Annotated in this window: 16 protein-coding genes; 4 read left to right on the forward strand and 12 right to left on the reverse strand. The window is 41.3% G+C overall.

Annotated features, from left to right (window positions below):
* Nucleotides 1-26: 26 nt before the first annotated feature.
* Entirely contained in the window at nucleotides 27-3,725 is a 3,699-nt protein-coding gene (addA, locus tag MHH40_RS05200; RefSeq protein ID WP_340900731.1) for a helicase-exonuclease AddAB subunit AddA, read from the reverse strand.
* Entirely contained in the window at nucleotides 3,703-7,212 is a 3,510-nt protein-coding gene (gene addB / locus MHH40_RS05205) for a helicase-exonuclease AddAB subunit AddB (protein ID WP_050945366.1), read from the reverse strand. The genes addA and addB overlap by 23 nt, the downstream gene beginning before the upstream one ends.
* Before the next feature lie 165 nt (nucleotides 7,213-7,377).
* Here addB and MHH40_RS05210 point away from each other — a divergent pair, with 165 nt between their 5' ends.
* Nucleotides 7,378-7,824, forward strand: coding sequence for a ferritin-like domain-containing protein (locus MHH40_RS05210; protein WP_003211961.1), 447 nt, complete (start codon nucleotides 7,378-7,380; stop codon nucleotides 7,822-7,824).
* 197 nt (nucleotides 7,825-8,021) lie between these two features.
* On the opposite strand, the gene MHH40_RS05215 is transcribed toward MHH40_RS05210, so the two are convergent.
* The 3 genes from MHH40_RS05215 to MHH40_RS05225 are packed head-to-tail and all read right to left on the reverse strand — an operon-like array spanning nucleotide 8,022 to nucleotide 9,743.
* A complete protein-coding gene (locus MHH40_RS05215) occupies nucleotides 8,022-8,432 on the reverse strand; it encodes a DoxX family protein (RefSeq protein WP_003211332.1) in 411 nt (136 codons plus the stop codon).
* 56 nt (nucleotides 8,433-8,488) lie between these two features.
* Entirely contained in the window at nucleotides 8,489-9,328 is an 840-nt protein-coding gene (locus MHH40_RS05220) for a M56 family metallopeptidase (protein WP_050945367.1), read from the reverse strand.
* Nucleotides 9,321-9,743 carry a BlaI/MecI/CopY family transcriptional regulator gene (locus tag MHH40_RS05225; RefSeq protein ID WP_003210872.1) on the reverse strand — a complete coding sequence of 141 codons (423 nt, stop codon included), beginning with the start codon at nucleotides 9,741-9,743 and terminating at the stop codon, nucleotides 9,321-9,323. The genes MHH40_RS05220 and MHH40_RS05225 overlap by 8 nt, the downstream gene beginning before the upstream one ends.
* Before the next feature lie 266 nt (nucleotides 9,744-10,009).
* On the opposite strand from MHH40_RS05225, the gene MHH40_RS05230 reads away from it, so the two are divergent.
* Nucleotides 10,010-11,155 carry an AbrB family transcriptional regulator gene (locus MHH40_RS05230; RefSeq protein WP_003211629.1) on the forward strand — a complete coding sequence of 382 codons (1,146 nt, stop codon included), beginning with the start codon at nucleotides 10,010-10,012 and terminating at the stop codon, nucleotides 11,153-11,155.
* Nucleotides 11,156-11,189: 34 nt separating this feature from the next.
* Here the strand turns inward: MHH40_RS05230 and lepB are convergent, their stop codons facing one another.
* Together lepB and MHH40_RS05240 are read right to left on the reverse strand one after the other, a co-directional pair.
* Nucleotides 11,190-11,702, reverse strand: a complete 513-nt coding sequence (gene lepB, locus MHH40_RS05235; protein ID WP_041815362.1) for a signal peptidase I — start codon at nucleotides 11,700-11,702, stop codon at nucleotides 11,190-11,192.
* Nucleotides 11,702-12,319, reverse strand: a complete 618-nt coding sequence (locus tag MHH40_RS05240; RefSeq protein WP_080772985.1) for a TVP38/TMEM64 family protein — start codon at nucleotides 12,317-12,319, stop codon at nucleotides 11,702-11,704. Before MHH40_RS05240 ends, lepB begins: the two co-directional genes overlap by 1 nt.
* Before the next feature lie 150 nt (nucleotides 12,320-12,469).
* Here MHH40_RS05240 and MHH40_RS05245 point away from each other — a divergent pair, with 150 nt between their 5' ends.
* Nucleotides 12,470-12,832 (forward strand): hypothetical protein, encoded by a 363-nt coding sequence (locus MHH40_RS05245; protein ID WP_003210969.1) that lies wholly within the window; start codon nucleotides 12,470-12,472, stop codon nucleotides 12,830-12,832.
* Nucleotides 12,833-12,900: 68 nt separating this feature from the next.
* On the opposite strand, the gene MHH40_RS05250 is transcribed toward MHH40_RS05245, so the two are convergent.
* The 3 genes from MHH40_RS05250 to MHH40_RS05260 form a co-directional block, all read right to left on the reverse strand.
* Entirely contained in the window at nucleotides 12,901-13,857 is a 957-nt protein-coding gene (locus MHH40_RS05250) for an LCP family protein (protein WP_003212446.1), read from the reverse strand.
* Between the two features lie 257 nt (nucleotides 13,858-14,114).
* The gene (locus MHH40_RS05255) at nucleotides 14,115-14,390 is read right to left on the reverse strand and encodes a barstar family protein (protein WP_340900733.1); all 276 of its coding nucleotides are present in this window, start codon (nucleotides 14,388-14,390) and stop codon (nucleotides 14,115-14,117) included.
* Nucleotides 14,391-14,454: 64 nt separating this feature from the next.
* Nucleotides 14,455-15,624 (reverse strand): MFS transporter, encoded by a 1,170-nt coding sequence (locus tag MHH40_RS05260; RefSeq protein WP_340900734.1) that lies wholly within the window; start codon nucleotides 15,622-15,624, stop codon nucleotides 14,455-14,457.
* Nucleotides 15,625-15,768: 144 nt separating this feature from the next.
* Here MHH40_RS05260 and pdxR point away from each other — a divergent pair, with 144 nt between their 5' ends.
* The gene (gene pdxR, locus MHH40_RS05265; RefSeq protein WP_340900736.1) at nucleotides 15,769-17,208 is read left to right on the forward strand and encodes a MocR-like pyridoxine biosynthesis transcription factor PdxR; all 1,440 of its coding nucleotides are present in this window, start codon (nucleotides 15,769-15,771) and stop codon (nucleotides 17,206-17,208) included.
* A gap of 31 nt (nucleotides 17,209-17,239) precedes the next feature.
* Here the strand turns inward: pdxR and MHH40_RS05270 are convergent, their stop codons facing one another.
* Nucleotides 17,240-17,722 (reverse strand): hypothetical protein, encoded by a 483-nt coding sequence (locus MHH40_RS05270; RefSeq protein ID WP_050945375.1) that lies wholly within the window; start codon nucleotides 17,720-17,722, stop codon nucleotides 17,240-17,242.
* Between the two features lie 317 nt (nucleotides 17,723-18,039).
* Nucleotides 18,040-19,146, reverse strand: coding sequence for a D-TA family PLP-dependent enzyme (locus MHH40_RS05275; RefSeq protein ID WP_050945377.1), 1,107 nt, complete (start codon nucleotides 19,144-19,146; stop codon nucleotides 18,040-18,042).
* Between the last annotated feature and the right edge of the window lie 22 nt (nucleotides 19,147-19,168).

Genomic DNA, 19,168 nt, shown 5'->3' on the forward strand with positions numbered 1-19,168 from the left:
GTGATTCACCTCTCATTCCGATACATTTATAAAGAAATTTCTAAATTTCCATCGAAGAAATAGAGAATTTTCTCCTCTAATGTTCTGTTTGTCAAACGCTCTACAGCTTTTGCATATAAGGCTATTTGGGTTTCATAACGCTTTTTCAAGATCGGTTCAGCAGCGTCAACTGTATATCTGCCTTGTACTCTATCAGTTTTATAATCTAGTAAATATAGCTTTCCATCTGTTTCAAATAAACAGTCAATCATCCCTTGAATCAGAACAGGCTCTCCCTCAGTATCAATATGACTGTATACCTCTTTAACAGGTAACACCATACTAAATGACACCTCTCGTTTTACCCAGTCCGCTTTTAGCAGTTTTTGACCAATTGAAGTAGAGAAGAAAGAAGCAATTCCTTCTTGATTAATTGATTGGATCTGCTCATCTGTTAGCAAGTCTCGCTGCTGTAAGGATTCGAGCAGGTGTCCTATACGTGATTCATCATAGGGCTCCTCAGAAGGAAGCGGGATATGCTGCATCACTGTATGCATTGCGGTGCCTTGTTCTGCGGCAGTGAGTGTTTTTTTCTTCATGAAAGCTGGCCGGTCATACAATGTTGCACGAGCTTTTCGAATAGAAGAAGGAACACTGTACTCATCCTGTATTTCTTTCATTCTTTTTATCTCGGAAACAGACTGCTTTGTGCCGACTTGCGAGGCCGCTAGATACGGATATTTCCATGAGAGTCTCTCTGCCACCTTCTCATCAGCATCACCATATCCTTCAACAGGTAGACCATCGATCAATGCTTGTACAATCTCGTCTTGCTCCTTTTTTTCAAGTGACATATCTTCCTTTAAAAGATCAGAAGCTTGCGTAAATGAGATAGTGAATGTAGACGGATGCGAAAGAACAATATCTCCTGTTTCTTCTAAAACAGATGACATCGCTTGATGACGGATAAGGGCAGGGCCAATGAAATCTAAGTATGTTTTCGATTGATACCGTTCAAAATCAGGGAGCAGCCACTCTTCTCCGGTTGCGGCATTTTGCCATTTGCTTAATGCTTTCACCTGATTTTTGACAGAGCCGACCAGAAATAATTTTTCTTTAGCCCTTGTGAGCGCTACATATAGGACCCTTAATTCTTCAGATAATAACTCTTTTCTCATCTTTTTTTTCATCGCCACAAGCGGTAATGTCGCATAACTAATTCTCAGCTCAGGATGGATGTACTTGCTTCCAAAGCCTAGTTCTTTATCAAGTAAATAGGGCTGGTTTAAGTCCATCATATTAAAGTTTCTGCCGAGCCCTGCGGTAAAGACGACTGGAAATTCTAATCCTTTACTGCTATGGATCGTCATCATACGCACAACGTCCTCTGTTTCACTGAACGTTTTTGCTGCACCAAGATCATCCCCACGCTCCTGCATTCTTTCAATAAAACGAAGGAATCGGAATAGCCCTCTAAAGGCAGCTTTTTCGTATTGCTTAGCCCGGTCATAAAGGGCACGAAGATTTGCCTGTCGCTGCTTACCTCCAGGCATTCCGCCAACATAATCAAGATACTGCGTATCACGGTAGACTTCCCAAATTAATTCTGCCACCGAATGATTGATAGAAAAATCACGCCACTTGCGCAGTAATTGGAAAAATCGCTCTAGTATTTTGCATGTAGGGTGATCAGAATGCGTCACACTCATGAATGCCTTTACAGCATCATAATACGTGCCTTTTTTATCACTCGTTCGAATCAGAGCCAATTCATTTTCGTCTAAATGAACAATAGGTGATCTTAAAACAGCAGCAAGCGGGATATCCTGATATGGATTATCGATGACTTTTAACAATGAAAGAATGACAGACACCTCTGTTGCTTCAAAATAACCAGAGGAAAGATTCGCATATACAGGGATTCCCTGCTTCTTTAATTCCTCCATCATTTGCGGAGCCCAAGGCATAGACCGAAGCAAAATGACAATGTCACGATACTGCAAATTACGGGTCATTTGCTGCTTTGCATCGTACACTTGAAATGGCTGCTCCACTAATTCTTTTATTTTTTCAGCAATGATTCTCGCTTCAAATTGGACGGTCTCGAGCTCTTCTCGCTCTTCGCCGGTTTCTGCTTCCTGCTGATCTAAGTGGACAAGAAGCATTTCTGTCGTTGTATCTTTGCTTTCTGGATAACTCGCTCCAAGCTTTAATTCAGCTTGTTCATCATATTCAATTTCTCCCACTGTTTCCCCCATCAGCTGCTTGAACAAAAAGTTCGTACTATCTAAAACATCTGAACGGCTACGGAAGTTTTTATTTAAATCGATTCTCTTCCCTGTTTCTTTGCCGTCTGGTTGAAAGTGTTTATATTTGTTTAAAAAGAGCATAGGCTCTGCCAGCCTAAAACGATAAATTGACTGCTTTACATCACCAACCATAAACAGATTGCCCTCAGCAGAATGTTTCCCCTTAGATACAAGCTTTAAAATCGTTTCTTGTACAAGGTTTGTATCCTGGTATTCATCAACGAGCACTTCTTCAAACTGCTGTTGATAGTATTTGGCAGCTTCTGTTTCGATCAAATGTCCTTCTGCATCCTGCTCCGCTAAAATGCGTAAGCAATAGTGCTCTAAATCCGAAAAGTCGACAATTGACTTTTCCTGCTTCGCTCTTTCGAAACGCTCACCAAATTGGATCACAAGCTCTACAAGCGTCTCCACAACTGGCTTCATTTCAGCTAAGCTTTTTAAATGTTGGGCAGGACTGCGCATGAAGTATTCATCTTTTAGTTTTTCTAATTGTTTTTTTGCTTGATTACGTGCATCTGTTGATTTTTCTAAGAGAGCAGGGTCATATTCGTCCCCTTTGCACGTTTTGAGCCTTTTAAAATTGACGTTCGGCAAAAGCTCATAAAGCTTCTCAAAATCATCTTGATGACGGATTAATTCATTGACTTGCTCTAAATCATCTATAAAATTCTCTGCTCTCGGTGCTGGGCCGCCCGGCTCTTTTGATAGCGAAAGAGCTCGTTCAAGCAGCTCCTGGCAGCTCCGGAGAACGAGAGAAAGATCTTCTTTGATATATGGATAAAACGGTAATTCTTCTACTTTTGTTTGAGCATCTACATCATAAAGTGAAAGAAATGCCCACATCCATTGCTCCGGAGAAGGATGAGATCTCGAAAACTCATAAATTCTCTTCACGAGCCATTGCAAATCTAAGTCGTGACGGTCAGATGTGTAACGATCAACCAATTCAAAGAATGATGGCTTTCCAGCCTTATATTCATCCTCAAACAGTTCGTCTAACACTTCATCTCCTAATAGTTCTCCTTCTGTTTGGTCAGCCAAACGAAAGCCTGGATCAAGATCAATTTCATAGTAAAAGGTGCGCAAAACCTGCAAGCAAAAGGAGTGCAAGGTTGAAATATTAGCTCGATTCATGAGGGACAGCTGCCTTCTCATATGAAGAGACCCAGGGTTTTTGGCTAATTCTTTTTCAAGTGCTTCTGTGATCCGATGCTTCATCTCTGCCGCAGAAGCATTTGTGAAAGTCACAACGAGCAGACGATCCACATCAACTGGATGTTCAGGCCGGGTCATTTTTCGAATCAGGCGTTCAACCAAAACAGCTGTTTTACCTGACCCTGCCGCCGCCGCAACCAAGATATCTTGTCCTTCTGAAACGATGGCTTCCCACTGGTCATCCGTCCACGTACTGTTATTCGGTTTTGGTATTTGCATACTGATCCCCTTCTTTTTTGATCCGTTCTATCACAACATCATCCTTTTCAGAGGTGAGCACCCTAAAATCATTATCTTCTATTGATTCATCGAATTGGCAAATAGACTTGAATGAACAAAAGCGGCAAGGTGTTTGATCCTTTAATTTGTATGGATTAATTGCGACCTCTCCATTTGTAATTCTTTCGCCTGCTTCTTCAAATGTGCGCCGAACGTGTTGTGTGAGTATATGGAAATGATCCTCACTTAAAACTGCCGAATCAGATCGGAAAGACCCATCCTTTTTCAAACCGGCTTGAATGACTTGCGATCTACCTGAATCAAGCGTTTGATCCATTAGCTTTACTGCTTCCACATCTTCAAGCAATAAACCCTTCATTTTAAATTTCTTGAAGATTTCCTGCTCAATTTCATCCTCTGCAAGTGGAATCGGTGCTTGAATGAGCGGATCATGAATATGGAAATATAAAATGCCAGCAGGCGTTGCTTCTACGCCGAGCCACTCTTTCGAATACGTAATGGTTAGGTCTAAGTATGTGAGCATTTGCAAGGCAAGACCATAGTATACTTCTGCTAGGTCAAGACCTTTCTCACTGGATTTGTAATCGACGATTCTTAAAAGCAGCCCTTTTGAACCTTCTGCCTTATCTACCCTGTCAATCCTTCCGACAAGCTCCATCGTGCAGCCATTCTTTAATTGAAAAGTAAACGGCGGCAAAGGCCCTTGACCTCCAAAACCTAACTCAAGCCCTACCGGAGAAAATCCACTCAATTTGGCATGTTCACTTAATATAGAAGAGACTCGAATCAAGATTTTCTGAAGCTTTTCTTTAATATAAGCATGCCGATTAGAGCTTAATAGAATTTCCTTTTGAAGACGCGGAGCAAGCTGTTCGATTGCATGTCTTGAATAGGTGACACAATCTTCCTTCGTTAGGTTTTTCCAATCCTTTTTTTGTTCAACTAGCGTATCTGAAATATGCTTCAAAGCCGAGTGAAACAATTGGCCGATATCGGGTGCTTCCAATTTGTAAAATTGTCGATCCTTTAGTTTTAAACCGTGGGAAGCAAAGTGAGAGAATGCACACGCATTGAACTTCTCCATTCTTGAAACACTGCCCTGAATATGGTCACCGTAAAGCTCTTTTGTGACATTAGGCTTTAATGGCTTCGCTCGATTTGTAAAGAACAAGCTTGACATGATGTTTTTTGATACATCCCGATGAGGAGATGTCATTAAGTAGTTATAGACACTCCACCATACACCGCTGATGGGATATTGATTGAGCCATTGCTGCAGCTGTGAGACGGTATAAGACAACGAAACATGCTCATTCGCTACAAATTTTAATTGCTCATCGTCTTCCAGCTGTTCTGGATCTAACACATAAAGAGCCTGCTGATGATTTGGCATAAGCTCTTGGCAATACTTGATGAGTGTTGAAGGCAATAGTGAACGTCCTTCTGCATCAGAAGCCGCATAGGATAGATACAAATGATGGGATGGACTTGATAACGCTTGGTAAATTAAAAATTGCTCATCTAGCAGCCGTTCTTTTCCTGTCTCTGCCAGCTCTGCTCCTGCTCGTTTTAACCATTCTCGGTCATCCTCAGACAATACACTCTCATCAGAGGGACGTGCGGGAATAACGCCATCATTTACACCAATGATAAACGTACACTTCACTTGATACATTCTGGATAAATCCATACTTCCAATAAATACTTGGTCGAGTGAAGGCGGAATCAAAGCGAATTTTAGAGAAGCTAACCCTGTATCTATCATCTGTTGGAATAAGGGAAATGAGAGCTCTTCGTCACCTAGCATGTCAACAAATTCATCCATTAATTGAATCACCGCATCCCATACTTGCCCGTGCTGCATTGCTTCAGCTAATCGACCTGCTTCTTCAGCCTCAAGCCTCGCCTTTTCAAGCTTATCTGGTACTTGTATCTCTTCTAAAAAGACATAGACAGCCTCTACCATGTCCCTTACCTTTTGCGCTTTTTTGAGCCTTTTCTGCAACTGGTAAAGCGGGGGCGCGATCCATTCTTTGACGTCATTTAGCATTTGTTCCATTTCAATTTCTTGATCTGTTTGTCCGAAATCCTCATCTAATGATTGGAAACGCCTGTAATGAAACCGGGAACCGTTTGTCCAGCGCTCTCCTTTTACACCATAAGCAATGCAATAGTTTTCAAGCTGATCTGCCTGCTCTCTCGCTTTGTTCTTAGTGATTTCAAGCGGAAATAAGAACTCTGTTTTCACGCAGCGAAATACCGCTTCATACCGCCAATTTCCTTTTATGACATCCAAGCTCGAACGAATTAATTCAATGAGCGGATGATACTGCATCGATTCATTTCCATCAATAAAAAAAGGAATATCGTAATCTCGAAAAACCTCTTTTAACGTATCTTTATAGTCATCTACATGCCGCGCTACAATCGAGATATCTCGCAGTCTGAGTCCTTTTTCTCTCACTAAATCAAGGATATCTCTCGCTACTCCCTCAATTTCAGCTCGTTTATTTGCACTTTTAGACACTGTGAGATGAGGGGTGTTTTCCTGATATGGCTGAACGGGCCGCTGCTCATATTGGTGTTCTAAATAAGCAAGATCTGGTGTATAAAGGTGCCGATGATTTCTTTCAAAAATATTTTCAGAAATGTCAGCTCCGCACTCTTTAGCAAGCTGATAGAGCTGGAAATACGTTTTACCTGTCATACGAAATAAATCAAGTTCATTTGGCTGCCTATCATGATAGGATCGATCTACTGTGAAAGCCGCAGTTATTTTTGCTGCATGCAGCAAGAGCTGTTCAATGACAAGAAGCTGCTGCGGTGTAAATTGATAAAAACCATCTATATAGATGTGTGCTCCTTTTATTTCTTCAGCTGAAGGAATTTGCTGGGAAAGAAGAGTCAAATAGTCTTCTGAGTGCACGTATTCATCTTGTAAATGCTGCTCCATCTGCTGATAAAGAACATGGAGATCATGCAATTTTTCGGCTGCCCGTCTTTCTTCTGTATACTCTGAATGCATGCTAGACGCTGAAATCTTCTCAATATCCTCTGGCAGCATACAGTATCTTTTGAATTCAGCCATCGTTTTTTCGATTTGCTCCACAAACCCCGGCTTATCACTCGCTTTTTTGAATACTTTAAACTTGTCTTTCTGCTCTTCAATCACTTTTCTTAAAAGCATTTGAATTCCTGTGCTTGTCACAAATTGCCGATTCGCTCCACCAGTCTGCTGTAAAATCGCCCAAGCAAGACGAGTGAAACTAAATACTTTAGCTCTGATCATTCCACCAGCTTCAGACGTTTTCGCAAGCTCATATTCCATTAAAAATGTCATTTGATCCGGGACTAAAAAAATGATTGGCGGACCCAACGGATCAAGCCGAAGCTGTTCTTTGATTTCCTCTAAGATTGCAGTCGTTTTTCCACTCCCCGATCTGCCTGCTAAAAACTGAATCTCCACGTTCCACAACACCTTTCTTATGTACTCATATTCTAGCGAAAATAAAGGTAAATAGCTATTTTCCGATCACGTTCCCATTATCCTTTCTGAAAAAAGACATAGGCACCTTTCCTCACTCTTTTCATATCATAAACCATCATGAACTAAAAGGAGGCTGGCAATATCATGTATTACGGTTACTACGACTACTCGCCTTATGACATGCGCCAAAACACAAGAATCATTTCAGACCTTGAGAAGGCGATCAATGGTGAGTATTCTGCGATCCAATGCTACGAAAAACTTGCCCAAAAGGCAAAAAATCCTGAAGCAAAGAAGATCATTCAAGAAATACGCCAGGATGAAGTCAGACACTATCAACTATTTTCAAAGCTATATTATTCTTTAACAGGGAAAAACCACAAACCAAGCGTAACAGAACCTTGTCCAGACCAATTCAGAGAAGGACTTATGTTTGCCTTTAAAGATGAACAAAAAACGGTCGATTTTTACTTAAGCGTATCAGACTATGTCCGGGATCAAGGAACAAAAGAGCTAATGAAACGTATCGCTCAAGATGAGCAGCAGCATGCTGTATGGTTTTTATATCTTTTAACGCACCATGTATCATAGATAGTCCTATTTTAATAGGAGATCGTATGTTCCGTCAAAAAATGAAATCGATTTTTCGTTCATTCAATCTATTAAAGAAAGCGCTAAATGTAGCAAAACCTCACATCCCTTCCTTATTTTCAAACGAGAAAATGAGAATTTGACCATTAAAAAAACTCCTCTGCCCAAAATAGCAGAAGGAGTTTTTTCATGACCTTTTAATGAAATTTTGCTTCATTGCTTTGCTGCTGATGCTTGAGTATCCCATCAATTGACAACAGCTTACTGCCGCTAAGAGTCAAATAAAGCGCCATGACGAGCAACGAAAGTTCAAATTCATAGCCACCAACAAATCCTTTAGAAAAACCAACAGTGATAATCGCTACAGCCATAATTGGTACAAATAATGCTGCGAAAATACGTGTTCCTAGACCTAAAATCAAGGCAATACCACCGACTAGCTCAATTGTCTTCACAATATAGGCCATAAATTCAGGTACACCGATTTGTCCAAAGAATGCTGCTGTGCCTCCCAGCCCTCCTTGATATGCCTGAAGCCCATGTAAAAAGAAAATAATACCTAAAATAACGCGTACAAAAAGTGTTCCTATTTCTTGATTTGTTTTCATATAGTGATTTCCTCCTGTTTTTACACTACACAATGTAATGTTAATAAGTAAAAAAATTAGTAATTAAGGTTGAGCATAATCATTAAGACCACCATCAGAATGGCTGATGTGACGATTGGAATCATTGGTACATTAAAAGGAATATTGTAAGTTGGATTTAAGATTTTTTGTATTCTTAAATTCAATGCCCGATCCCCAAAGGACACCGCAAACTTTGTTTGTTTTTGAAACTGGGTTCTCTTTTTAATCAGCTTCAAAAGGGCCTGCCCTACTCCAAGCTCAGTACCTGTCTTCTGAATGGCATAGTCATCTGCAATCACTTCACGAAAAACAGAGTAGCTTTGTCTCATATGCTTTAACACTGGAATGTACCAAATGACTTTTGTGAGCATTGAGAACATGAAAGCCTTTAAAGGATCATAGCTGTATTTGTGATGCAATTCGTGATGAACTACAGCGTCAATCTCTTCTTCATCCAGCATGTCCATGAGAGCTGTTGATAAATAAACCTTTGGGTGAAGCATCCCCATTGCAAAAGCAAGCGGTTCATGACAATGAAACACGATGATGTCATTAGCATATTTCTCAGATAAAGATTCGGTCGACTGGTGATCGACTGCAAGCATCAGATTTTGCTTGAATTGAATGTACTTTTTGATTTGTTTCGTCATATAAAAAATCGCAAAACCCAATGTGTAGAGGACTAAGGCATCCAGAAAGTATTTTAAAGGAGTGAATCCATAGAATTCGAGCACAGACTGGCATACATGGATCAGGTTATATGCTTGATTCCAGCCAAAAAAGCTTGAAAGCACGTAATACCCCATCTGATAAAAAATGGCTAAACCAATCAATATACCGCCTGAAAACAGCAGACTCGACTTCATTTTATTCATTTTGCTGCTCCTCTTTTTTAGATGCTAGCCGTGCTTCTAGTACTTTGAGTAATTCAGGATCAGCACTTTCAATCGCATCCACCATATGATTCACTGCCAGTGGACCGAAATCATCCATCAATCCTTGTGTAATCCATTTTGTTTGCTCATTTAGAAATTCTTCTTTTGTTAAAATAGGATTATAAATAGATGAGCGCCCTTTTGTTTTTTTCTCCACAATTCCTTTTTCAGTTAAGCGGTTCAGCACAGTCATCACGGTGTTGAAATTAATCGGCTTCTCATCTGACAGCTTTTGCTGCACCTCTTTAATCGGCATATCCTCACCTTCATAAAGGATCTCCATAATTCTTCCCTCTAAAGGACCAAAAAAACGATTCAATCCCTTTTCATTATATTTAAAAGAAGGAATTTTCATGTTATCACCCCACACTAAGCATTGTAGTGTAATTGAAAATGATAGTCAACTGATAACATAAATAGGGGAAAATCGTTGTATATCGACTTTGTTTTTGGTAAAAATGATATCTTTCTTTATAAAAATGTACTAATCATTTAGTGATAAGATAATCTTATGAAAATAGTGAAAAAATTCGTATTTTATTTATAGAGACTTTTGTATTATAGTGAAGTTAACAACATTTCACTTACTGAACAAACATATAGGAAGAAGGTTTACATGTGATGAAACAAGGAAACAGCCTTCGAACCGATCTCATTCTCATTGCGATAAGCGGTTTAGGTGGATTTCTTTTGTCTTTAACAGGTATGTCCATTGGCTGGATGGTAGGTACATTAATCACCGCAGCTTTTATTGCGATGCGCCGCCCCACCCTGTTTCAGCGTAAAGGAACTAGCACCTTACGTATTCACAGCAGATGGTTGCTCCTTGGTCAATTCATTCTCGGAATAGAACTCGGACAGAAAATGAATATGAAGGTCCTTCACATTTTCGCTGAAAATTGGCTCCCTGTGAGTTTCATGCTCGTCTTTTCTATTCTACTGGCGATGCTCTCAGGCTTTGTCTTATGGAAGCTAAGCAAAACAGATATGCTGACAAGCTTTGTCGGAACTGCCCCCGGCGGTTTATCCGCTATGCCGGGCATTGCCCAAGAGGTGGGAGCCAATACAGCTGTTGTGAGTCTTGTGCAAACGATACGTGTATTAATGGTTGTACTCACTATCCCATTTACAGTGTTTTATTTAAATACAAAAAACCAAGCGGATGTGGCTGTAGTTACGCAAGGGAGCGCTTTTTCTTCGGGTGTTTTCACCCTTTCAAACATCTCTTGGACCGCTGCGCTTATTTTAGGTGCCTGGCTCATGTCACGCCTAGCAGTTCGTCTTCATTTCCCAGCTCCTTGGCTGATCGGCAGCATGCTAGGCGTCGCAGCTCTTCAAGTTGGTGCGGGCGCACTCATAGGTTATGATTTGATTCCTTATTGGCCGGCACAAGCGAACATTGCGTCTCAAGTATTTCTAGGTGCAACCATCGGTTCAAAAATGAATAAAGAAATGTTTGTCGGGCTAAAAAACACTCTCATTGTGGCTGTCGTCAGCTCAGCTGGGCTAATTGCTGCGACTGTCCTCAGCTCTATTGCCATCGCTGAGATCACAGGTATCTCTGTCATTACAGCCATTCTTGCTTTTTCGCCTGGCGGTATTGCAGAGATGGCAACAACTGCGGTCACACTGCATGAGGATTCTACCTTTGTTGTGGCTGTACAAGTCGTCAGAATTATTCTCGTCATTGCAATGCTGCCACCGTTTTTCCGCTTCTTACATCACGTATGGGCAAAAAGGCAGCCTGATTATAAAGCCGCAAAATAAAAAGAGACGCTTTGCATGTGCAGAGCGCCTTTTTTTATTCGCTGGTATTTCTTTTAACACCGACAACTTGATCCTTTGAAATGGTGCCAAAATGCCGGCTGTCGAAGCTATGTATTCGGTTATCTCCGACCACAAAGTAATGATTGTTTTTGATTTTATCGTCTCCTGTGATGGCTTTCAGCTGAAAATCCCCTGTCAGAACGTTCCCCATTTTATGTTGTTTCTGCTCTTTTAAATAAGGTTCCTTCTTTTTTTCACCATCGACAAATAACTGATCATCTTCATACTTGATCGTTTCTCCTGGGAGTCCAATGACTCGCTTGATCAAGATTTGATTTTTAGGTCCGTGAAATAACACATAATCAAACCGGCTAATTTTCGTGAGTTTTGGCGAGAACTTATTGATTAATAATTCTGTTCCATCTGTAAAAGTTGGGTCCATACTAACCCCTTCTACTTTGTACGTGACAAACATGAAATTCTTTACTTGGAACAATAAGACGATGCCTGTAATAATCATCAACCATAGCAATGGCTTCTTTTTCATTAAGAGCCTCCTTTGTCCTCACGTTTGCTCATTCGAATGTTTAACCTATTTTCTACTCTCTTTCCAACATACCATAATAACGCAATAACTAGAACCGCAAAAACACTTCTTAACGGATTCTTAACTAAAGCAGAAAGATCATAACCAATAAAACTAATGATAAAGAGCATGACACACTTGCCAGATAAAGTAGCTAATGAGAATTGCCAAAAACTAATTCTTGATAAACCCGCTACAACATTGACGGCAGCAGAGGGCGTGAAAGGAAAGCAAAGTAAAATAAATAATGGACCAAATCCCCGCTTCTCCACCCAAAGCATCAATTTTTTAATGGAAGGATGCCTGCTGATAAAGTTGAGCATTCTCATCTGTCCAAACTTTCTGATCAGTAAAAAGACAAGAATAGACCCTGCACTTGCGCCAATCCAGGTCAATAAAAATCCTTCCCAAAGGCCGAATGCATTTGCATTCGCTACAGCAAACGCAACGAGTGGTAAAAACGGAAGAAATGCTTCTATTAAAGGGAGCAATATGGCCACAATCGGTCCAAAGGCCTTGTAGCTCTCAAAAAATGATGTGATATTTTCGTGAGTAAATAGGGAAAGAAATGATGTCAACTTGTTTGACTCCTTCAAGGTTTGTCTACTTTTCATTTTACATGGAAAACATAAAAATATACAAATGAATCCCCCCCTTGAGATTATTTGACTCATTCGGTATAATAAATAAGAACATGTGTTCCATCAAGAAAGAAAGCAGGCTTGGACATGACGAGACTATCAAGAATACAGCTTCAGATGATGGAACAGGCCATCTTTCTTCCAATGGTCGTCTCCATCCTCAATCGTGATTTGACTCACTTAAAACAACATCAAACATTTAAACTAAATGAACCATACATTCAGCTTGTGACCTCCGCCTTAAAGGAAGCACAGAAAGCACTTTATGAACTAAAGCAGCATTTACGTAAAGAAAAAATGAAGGTACAGCAAATTGAACACGATGAAGGATTTACAACGTATCTATTTATCATGGATGGCTATGAAGAAAAACATAAATACTTTAATCCACGTATACGTCACCGGGTAGAGGAACTGCTGACACGATATTTTCTTCATCAAGCGAATTGAATTTGCTTCATTGTCGCGCTTCCCCATTCAAAGCAAAAAGCCTGCCACAGCGGCAGGCTAATGCTTCTTTATGATAATTCAAGCTGTTCTCTCAGCTCTGTTCTCACTTCTTCTAATCCAGCGCCATCTAACTCAAAGTAATACACATTCCCAGGCTGATAATCATGGCCCTTTAGCTGAATGGTATCTACTGATGTCAATGAGCTCAATAACGGGAAAAGACCGATAAACTGCTTCATGGACAGATTGGTTGAAACATTGTCACCAAGTGTATCAATGATGTTGTCATAGGATGGGATCGAAGAAATGGATTTAGATTTTTCAAAGATGGCTTGAAGTGCTTCCATTTGGCGCTTCCCGCGCATAAGGTCACTGTCTGCCTTTCTTGTTCTCACAAAGGCTAATGCTTCTTCACCATTTAACGTATGTGTTCCTGTTTGCACATGAACTTTTCCTTTTGAATCCTTTTCCATTTGTTTTGCGATACCTTCATCTTCAATCGTTACGTCAATTCCGTTTAGCTCATCTACAATGTCTTGAAACGCCTTAAAGTTCCCTGAAATCACATAGTCTACAGGAATGTTCAGCAGGTTTTCGACCGTTTTGACTGACAAATCTGCACTCCCAAACGCATGGGCGTGGGCGATTTTATCATATCCTCTTCCCGGAATATCTACATAAGAATCACGAGGAATACTGAGGAGCTTGATGGTTTTCTCTGTTCGGTTCACAGCCGCCAGTAAGACCGCATCACTTCTTGCTTCGTCTACCGTTTCACCTGGACGGCTGTCAATTCCAAGCAGCAGGACCGAGAAGCTGTCCTTTCCTGGATCAAAAGCTTTCACACGCTTTTGCGAGGTGTCTCCTCTTTCTAATGACACTTGCGCCTTATTCGACGCTTTTGAAATTTTATAGTAAGCATATCCTGTCACAGATATTGCCATCACCATGACAAATGCCATGATAAACAGCACGACTTTCACCCAAGGTCTCAGCCTTCTTTTTGATCTTGTTTTCTCCTTCATCCTTTCCGAACCCTCACTCTATCTTAGTCTATCAATGTAGGTTCCACTATAACATATTTTAACGAAAGTTTCCTGCACGCAACATATTTTTATGAACCCACAATGAAAAACTTTTAAAACTCAGATAACTCAATCTTTTAATCTGCCGGTAGTGTTCTTTTTAAATGATTCCGTATAATTAGCATTGTCTACATCCATATCATCGCAGGAGAAAATTCAGAAAAAAGCAGCCTCTAATGTCGGCTGCTTTTTCACCATTATTGAAAACTCACTTGAAATTGTCCCTTCAATTCCTCTTCTGCTTCTTGAAATAACTGCTTTACGCTTTCTGCATACTCGCCAAGAGCATCCTTGCTCGTGTCAAAATTCACCCACGTCAGCTCTACTGGCAGATTTACTTCTCCTGTCAAACAGTCCCATAGGGCATCGAGATTTTTCCCGTAGTAGTCAGGAAGGTGTAAAACTGTTTTTAGTTGGTCATGAAGCTCTTCTTGCGACCTGCACGACGCGCCGTCCAGCTGCACTTGTTTCATGTCATCTTCCCCTCTCATGCCTTTATTTTAAACGAATGGAAGGCAAAAGAGAAAGCAAGACTCCTCACTTTTGTTTCTGTCTGACACTTGACATCAAAAGGATGAGACAAGCTGCCAAAACGACCAAGAAAAAGACGGTTAACACCACCTGAGTTCCGAACAGATCAGCGAAGAGCCCGACAAAAACACTTGGAAGACCCAGACCTAAATAGGCAAACAAATAAAACCCGGCAACGGCTCTAGCTGCCTCCTTTTTTCCCCGCTCGACAATAAGCTGAAGACCGCCTAAATAAGTAAATCCATAGCAGGCAGTACCCGCAAGCATCGTTCCGGCAAGCACAAGAATGATTGACCCACCATTTGCTCCAAATAGCAAGAGACCGTATCCACATGGAAGACAGATAAATCCGGCAAGGAGCGCTGCTGCGCTATTCATTTTGCGAACAAAAGGCTGCATCAGGACACCTGCCATATTAATCAAAAACAGTGCCGGCCCTACCCATAATTCATATCCATTCAATTTAAGCTGTGCTGGCAAAACCGAAATCACAAGGCCACACACTGACCACGCGACAGCAATCGCTGCATTCGCTGGCATTGTTCCTTTTGGAAATGTTGGCATGTTCATCATCGGTTTATCTGCATCTCCTTGTACAGGCGGAACGAAAAAGAAGACACCCACGATCGTTAGGATTAAAAAGCCCATCACAATCCAATAACTAAGCGGCGCAAGCGTCACATACTGAAAAGAAAGAAGTGCCGTAAAAAGAGCACCGCCCCCAAAGCCAACCGAACTGCATAACGCAATAAAAGTTGGAATCCAGCTTGATTTTTCTGGATATAAAGCAATCAAATAAGCAGTGCATGTGCCAACACTTAGGCCAAGCCCCACCCCTTGCAGCAGCCGCGCCAAAAAGAGCATCTGAATGGTAGGATGTACGATCATCAATAAGGTAGCACATAACGAAAAACTAAGTGCGACCAATAAAATCGGTTTGCGTCCAGCCCGGTCAGATATCCCGCCAAGAAAAAGTAAAACTGGAATCAGTCCGAAGACATATGCAGCAAATACAAGGGCTGTCGCCGCCTTTCCGTACCCTGCTTGTTCGGCATACAACGTATAAAGGGGCACCTGCAGATTCACTGCGGTTGTAATCATAAAAAGACCCAATAAAACGAATATAAATGGAATGATGGATAGGTGTGCGGTTTCTTCTTTAGCTGCAGGGATCATTTCACTCTCTCCTCTAGTCATAAGCATATGAGAACAGTGTACACACCTTTTGGCTTACTTCCTATATCCAAAAACGATGCTATTGACCACTCCATATTCCCGTGTCATCATCATGTTATATGTGACAATGAGAGAAGGTGTCCGATGTATATTTATTTAAACCGCTCAAGTACTACCCCGCTCTGGCAGCAAATCGTGACTGGGATCATTCAACAAATTCATTCCCAAAAACTGAACCCCGATGATCAGTTAACACCGACACGCGTATTAGCACAGGAGCTCAATGTATCAAGATCAACTATACAGCTTGCTTATGATGAACTGCTGGCAAGAGGATATGTCAGCACATCTAGAAGAGGCGGTACGAAGGTCATTTCGAGTGATCACTATGCGGCCTCCACTCCCCATCAAGGTGAGCCGCCTTTTCCTCTTCCGGTAAGACCACACTTTCAAGAGGCGGAGAAACAAATGAACCACTGGCTGTCGGCCAATCAATTTCATGAGAAGCTTGATATTGATTTTCGTCATCAGGAACCAGCCATCGATGAACATTTCCAAAACATATGGAAACGCTCGCTCACAAAAGCATTACAGCGATTAGAGATGAAAGATTGGGGCTATTCCTCCCCGCATGGTTTATGGGAAGTACGTTCAGAAATACGCCAATACTTATCAGTAGAACGCGGCATCGATGTAGAAGAGGATCAAATCGTGTTAACAGGAGGCACGCAGCAAGCCATTGATTTGATTTCACAGGTATTGCTTAAAAAAGGCGATACAGTAGCTGTTGAAGATCCAGGCTTTCCTGGAGCAAGGCTTTCCTTTATGCATCGTGAAATGAACATTTATCCCGCGCCCGTCGATGAAGAAGGGATCATGGTGAATACATTACCACGAAAAACAAAGTTGATTGCGGTGACGCCCTCCCATCAGCGTCCAACCGGTGTATGTATGAGTGTGAGCAGAAGGCAGCAGCTGCTAAAATTTGCTGTCAGTCATCAGTCTTATATACTAGAGGATGATTTTGATGGAGATTATCGTTATCATGGCGGACCGCTTCCTTCCTTATTTTCAGAAGCACCCGACTATGTGATTTATATCTTAAGCTTCTCCAAAGTGCTGGCACCAGGCATCCGCCTTGCTGCCATTATCGGCTCCAAAGCGGTCATAAAAGAAATCGCTTCCTTGCAATCACTCATTCAAAGACAGCTGCCCATTATGGAACAGATCACACTCGCCTCTTTTTTCAGAGAAGGAGAATTTACGCGATATGTCAGGCGGATGAGACAGCTATATAAAAAAAGACAGGCTGCCATGATGGATGCCCTTTTAACACAACAATTTCACAAGCACTTTCATATTTATGGAACAGATACGGGTCTTCATGTCTTTTTGGAAGGAGCGCCAAACTTTGACGAAAAAGGCAGTATTGAGGCAGCAAAAGTAGCAGGTATTGGCATTTATCCATTAAGTCCTTATTGTTTTGAGAGCAATCGAAAGGGATTACTGCTAGGCTTCGCCTGTACGGACGAAAACATGATCCAAGAAGGTGTGCGCCGCTTAAAGCAAATACTTTATATGTAAAAAAGCTTGGAAGGCGGACTTCCAAGCCTTTTTACGTTGATTGCTGAATACGGCCGACTTCTTCAATAAATGCAGCAGCCCTCTGCAATCCATCTTGGAGATGATGAGTAGCGGAAATAAACAGCTTTTCTTGATCTGGGCGCTTTAATAGCTGCTCCACCTGACCAATTCCTTTTTCAAATGAATGAAGACCTGTCTTTAATTGTTCATCTGCCTTTTGATAAGCGGCTGGAACTTCTTGATGAGCAAGCCCTTTTTGAATCACATGATCAAAGGCTTTCGTCGCCTTTTTCAATTTTTTATTTGCTTGAATCTTTCCCTGTCCATCTGAAATAAATTGGTCGGTCATGTTCTCATAAGCTTCATTTAACTCATCCATATAACGCTGAACCCATTGTTCATACGCAGCTTCTTTTGTGTCTTGTTTTGAAGGCGATTGACCTGCTTGCTGGCAGGCTGCTAGTAAGGTCACTGTCAAAGTGAACAGCAGAATCAATTGCGATTGTTTTTTCATACAGAGCCTCCATTTCCTATTCCCATTCGTTCATATCGGTCAAAATAGGAGGATCCTTTACCACATACGAACACTTTACAAGAAATGATTTCTTATATTGTAACAGACGGCTCGTGTCACTTCTGTGATTTATAAGTAATTGCTTGAAAATACGTCTAAGGATCCACATTTCCCTGTCATTTATTTGGTGGACAGTCTACCGATACACTCTTTAGACGACTGGATATATGGATTTGGTTTCAACAAATTCATGTGCATGGTGGATGTTCTCGTGTCATCATAATGATGCCCCAACGAAGTCGCCTTGTCCTGTTGATTTATTGAAGTTTACCTTTACAAGCAATGTCAAGCTCTTCGACTACTTCACCATCTTGGATGAGATAGGCTTTTTCATGAAGATTGACAGCGGGACAAATATGATTTGGAATGATTTGCACCTTCTCACCGATCTGGACAGTCTGACGGAAGCCTTCGTGATAAATGATGGCATGCTCATCAAATACACTGGAAACAAATACATCATCAAAGTCTTTTACCTTGCCTAGTCCCTTTGTTTTCGTCAGCCCTTTTGTACGGGTTTGAGCCGTGAGCCCTTTGGCTCCAACATCTGTAATGACACGAGTATTTGTTGGCTTACTAATCACCGTCGTCAGGACGGCTGCTGCACAATGTGAAAAAGTGCCGATCACATTGGACTGAGAGGCATCCATGAAGATGTATGTGCCTGGGCGGATTTCGGTCACTCCCTTTGGAATATCAAATTGAAATAAGAACGGTGGTGTTGATCCTATGCTCACTACCTCTAGCAGCATGCCTGATTCTTTTGCAATCTGTGCAAATCGAAGCGTTCGATTCACAGCGTCTTCATATAATGTCTGACAATGCGCTTTACTTTCCGCCTTGTATGTATGACCATCATGAGAAAAAATCCCTTTTAAATGAACGAACTCACATGTTTTTATCGCCTGCAAGATTTGACGGAAATCACTCTCTTCAATGACACCAGACCTCTCTTCTCCAACCTCTATCTCAATTAAAACCTCCGCTTTTTTCTCTGCTCCACGAAAGACATCTTCAATTTGATGCACATGCTCTACACAATCTATTCCAAATGAAATGTGTATCGACTCTGCCAGCTTTCGAATTCGCTTCAGCTTTGTCTCACCTACAATTTGATTGGCGATAAAGATATCTGTTAGCCCATGCGCCGCCATCACTTCTGCTTCCCCTACTTTCGCTACAGTAAAGCCAGATGCGCCCATCTCCTCCTGCACCTTCGCAAGACCAGGTGTTTTATGTGTTTTCGTATGAGGACGCAGTTTGACTTGCTGACGGTCCGCATATTGCTGCATAGCAGCTAGATTCTCCATCATCACCTGTTTATCAATTAATAGCGCCGGTGTATCTAGTTCATCATAAGTCATCATCATATCCCCTTTTCTGTCG

The sequence above is a fragment of the Bacillus sp. FSL K6-2431 genome, from assembly GCF_038005165.1.
GTDB classification, from domain to species: Bacteria; Bacillota; Bacilli; order Bacillales; family Bacillaceae; genus Bacillus; species Bacillus pumilus.

What these genes read in the sequence shown, in the direction of transcription:
- MHH40_RS05225 (WP_003210872.1), bottom strand. Translation starts at nt 9,743, where the DNA reads ATGAAAATTCCTTCTTTTAAATATAATGAAAAGGGATTGAATCGTTTT.
- MHH40_RS05260 (WP_340900734.1), bottom strand. Translation starts at nt 15,624, where the DNA reads ATGATCCCTGCAGCTAAAGAAGAAACCGCACACCTATCCATCATTCCA.
- MHH40_RS05215 (WP_003211332.1), bottom strand. Translation starts at nt 8,432, where the DNA reads ATGAAAACAAATCAAGAAATAGGAACACTTTTTGTACGCGTTATTTTA.
- MHH40_RS05220 (WP_050945367.1), bottom strand. Translation starts at nt 9,328, where the DNA reads ATGAATAAAATGAAGTCGAGTCTGCTGTTTTCAGGCGGTATATTGATT.
- MHH40_RS05255 (WP_340900733.1), bottom strand. Translation starts at nt 14,390, where the DNA reads ATGAAACAAGTGCAGCTGGACGGCGCGTCGTGCAGGTCGCAAGAAGAG.
- MHH40_RS05245 (WP_003210969.1), top strand. Translation starts at nt 12,470, where the DNA reads ATGACGAGACTATCAAGAATACAGCTTCAGATGATGGAACAGGCCATC.
- MHH40_RS05250 (WP_003212446.1), bottom strand. Translation starts at nt 13,857, where the DNA reads ATGAAGGAGAAAACAAGATCAAAAAGAAGGCTGAGACCTTGGGTGAAA.
- pdxR (WP_340900736.1), top strand. Translation starts at nt 15,769, where the DNA reads ATGTATATTTATTTAAACCGCTCAAGTACTACCCCGCTCTGGCAGCAA.
- lepB (WP_041815362.1), bottom strand. Translation starts at nt 11,702, where the DNA reads ATGAAAAAGAAGCCATTGCTATGGTTGATGATTATTACAGGCATCGTC.
- MHH40_RS05230 (WP_003211629.1), top strand. Translation starts at nt 10,010, where the DNA reads ATGAAACAAGGAAACAGCCTTCGAACCGATCTCATTCTCATTGCGATA.
- addA (WP_340900731.1), bottom strand. Translation starts at nt 3,725, where the DNA reads ATGCAAATACCAAAACCGAATAACAGTACGTGGACGGATGACCAGTGG.
- MHH40_RS05210 (WP_003211961.1), top strand. Translation starts at nt 7,378, where the DNA reads ATGTATTACGGTTACTACGACTACTCGCCTTATGACATGCGCCAAAAC.
- MHH40_RS05270 (WP_050945375.1), bottom strand. Translation starts at nt 17,722, where the DNA reads ATGAAAAAACAATCGCAATTGATTCTGCTGTTCACTTTGACAGTGACC.
- MHH40_RS05275 (WP_050945377.1), bottom strand. Translation starts at nt 19,146, where the DNA reads ATGACTTATGATGAACTAGATACACCGGCGCTATTAATTGATAAACAG.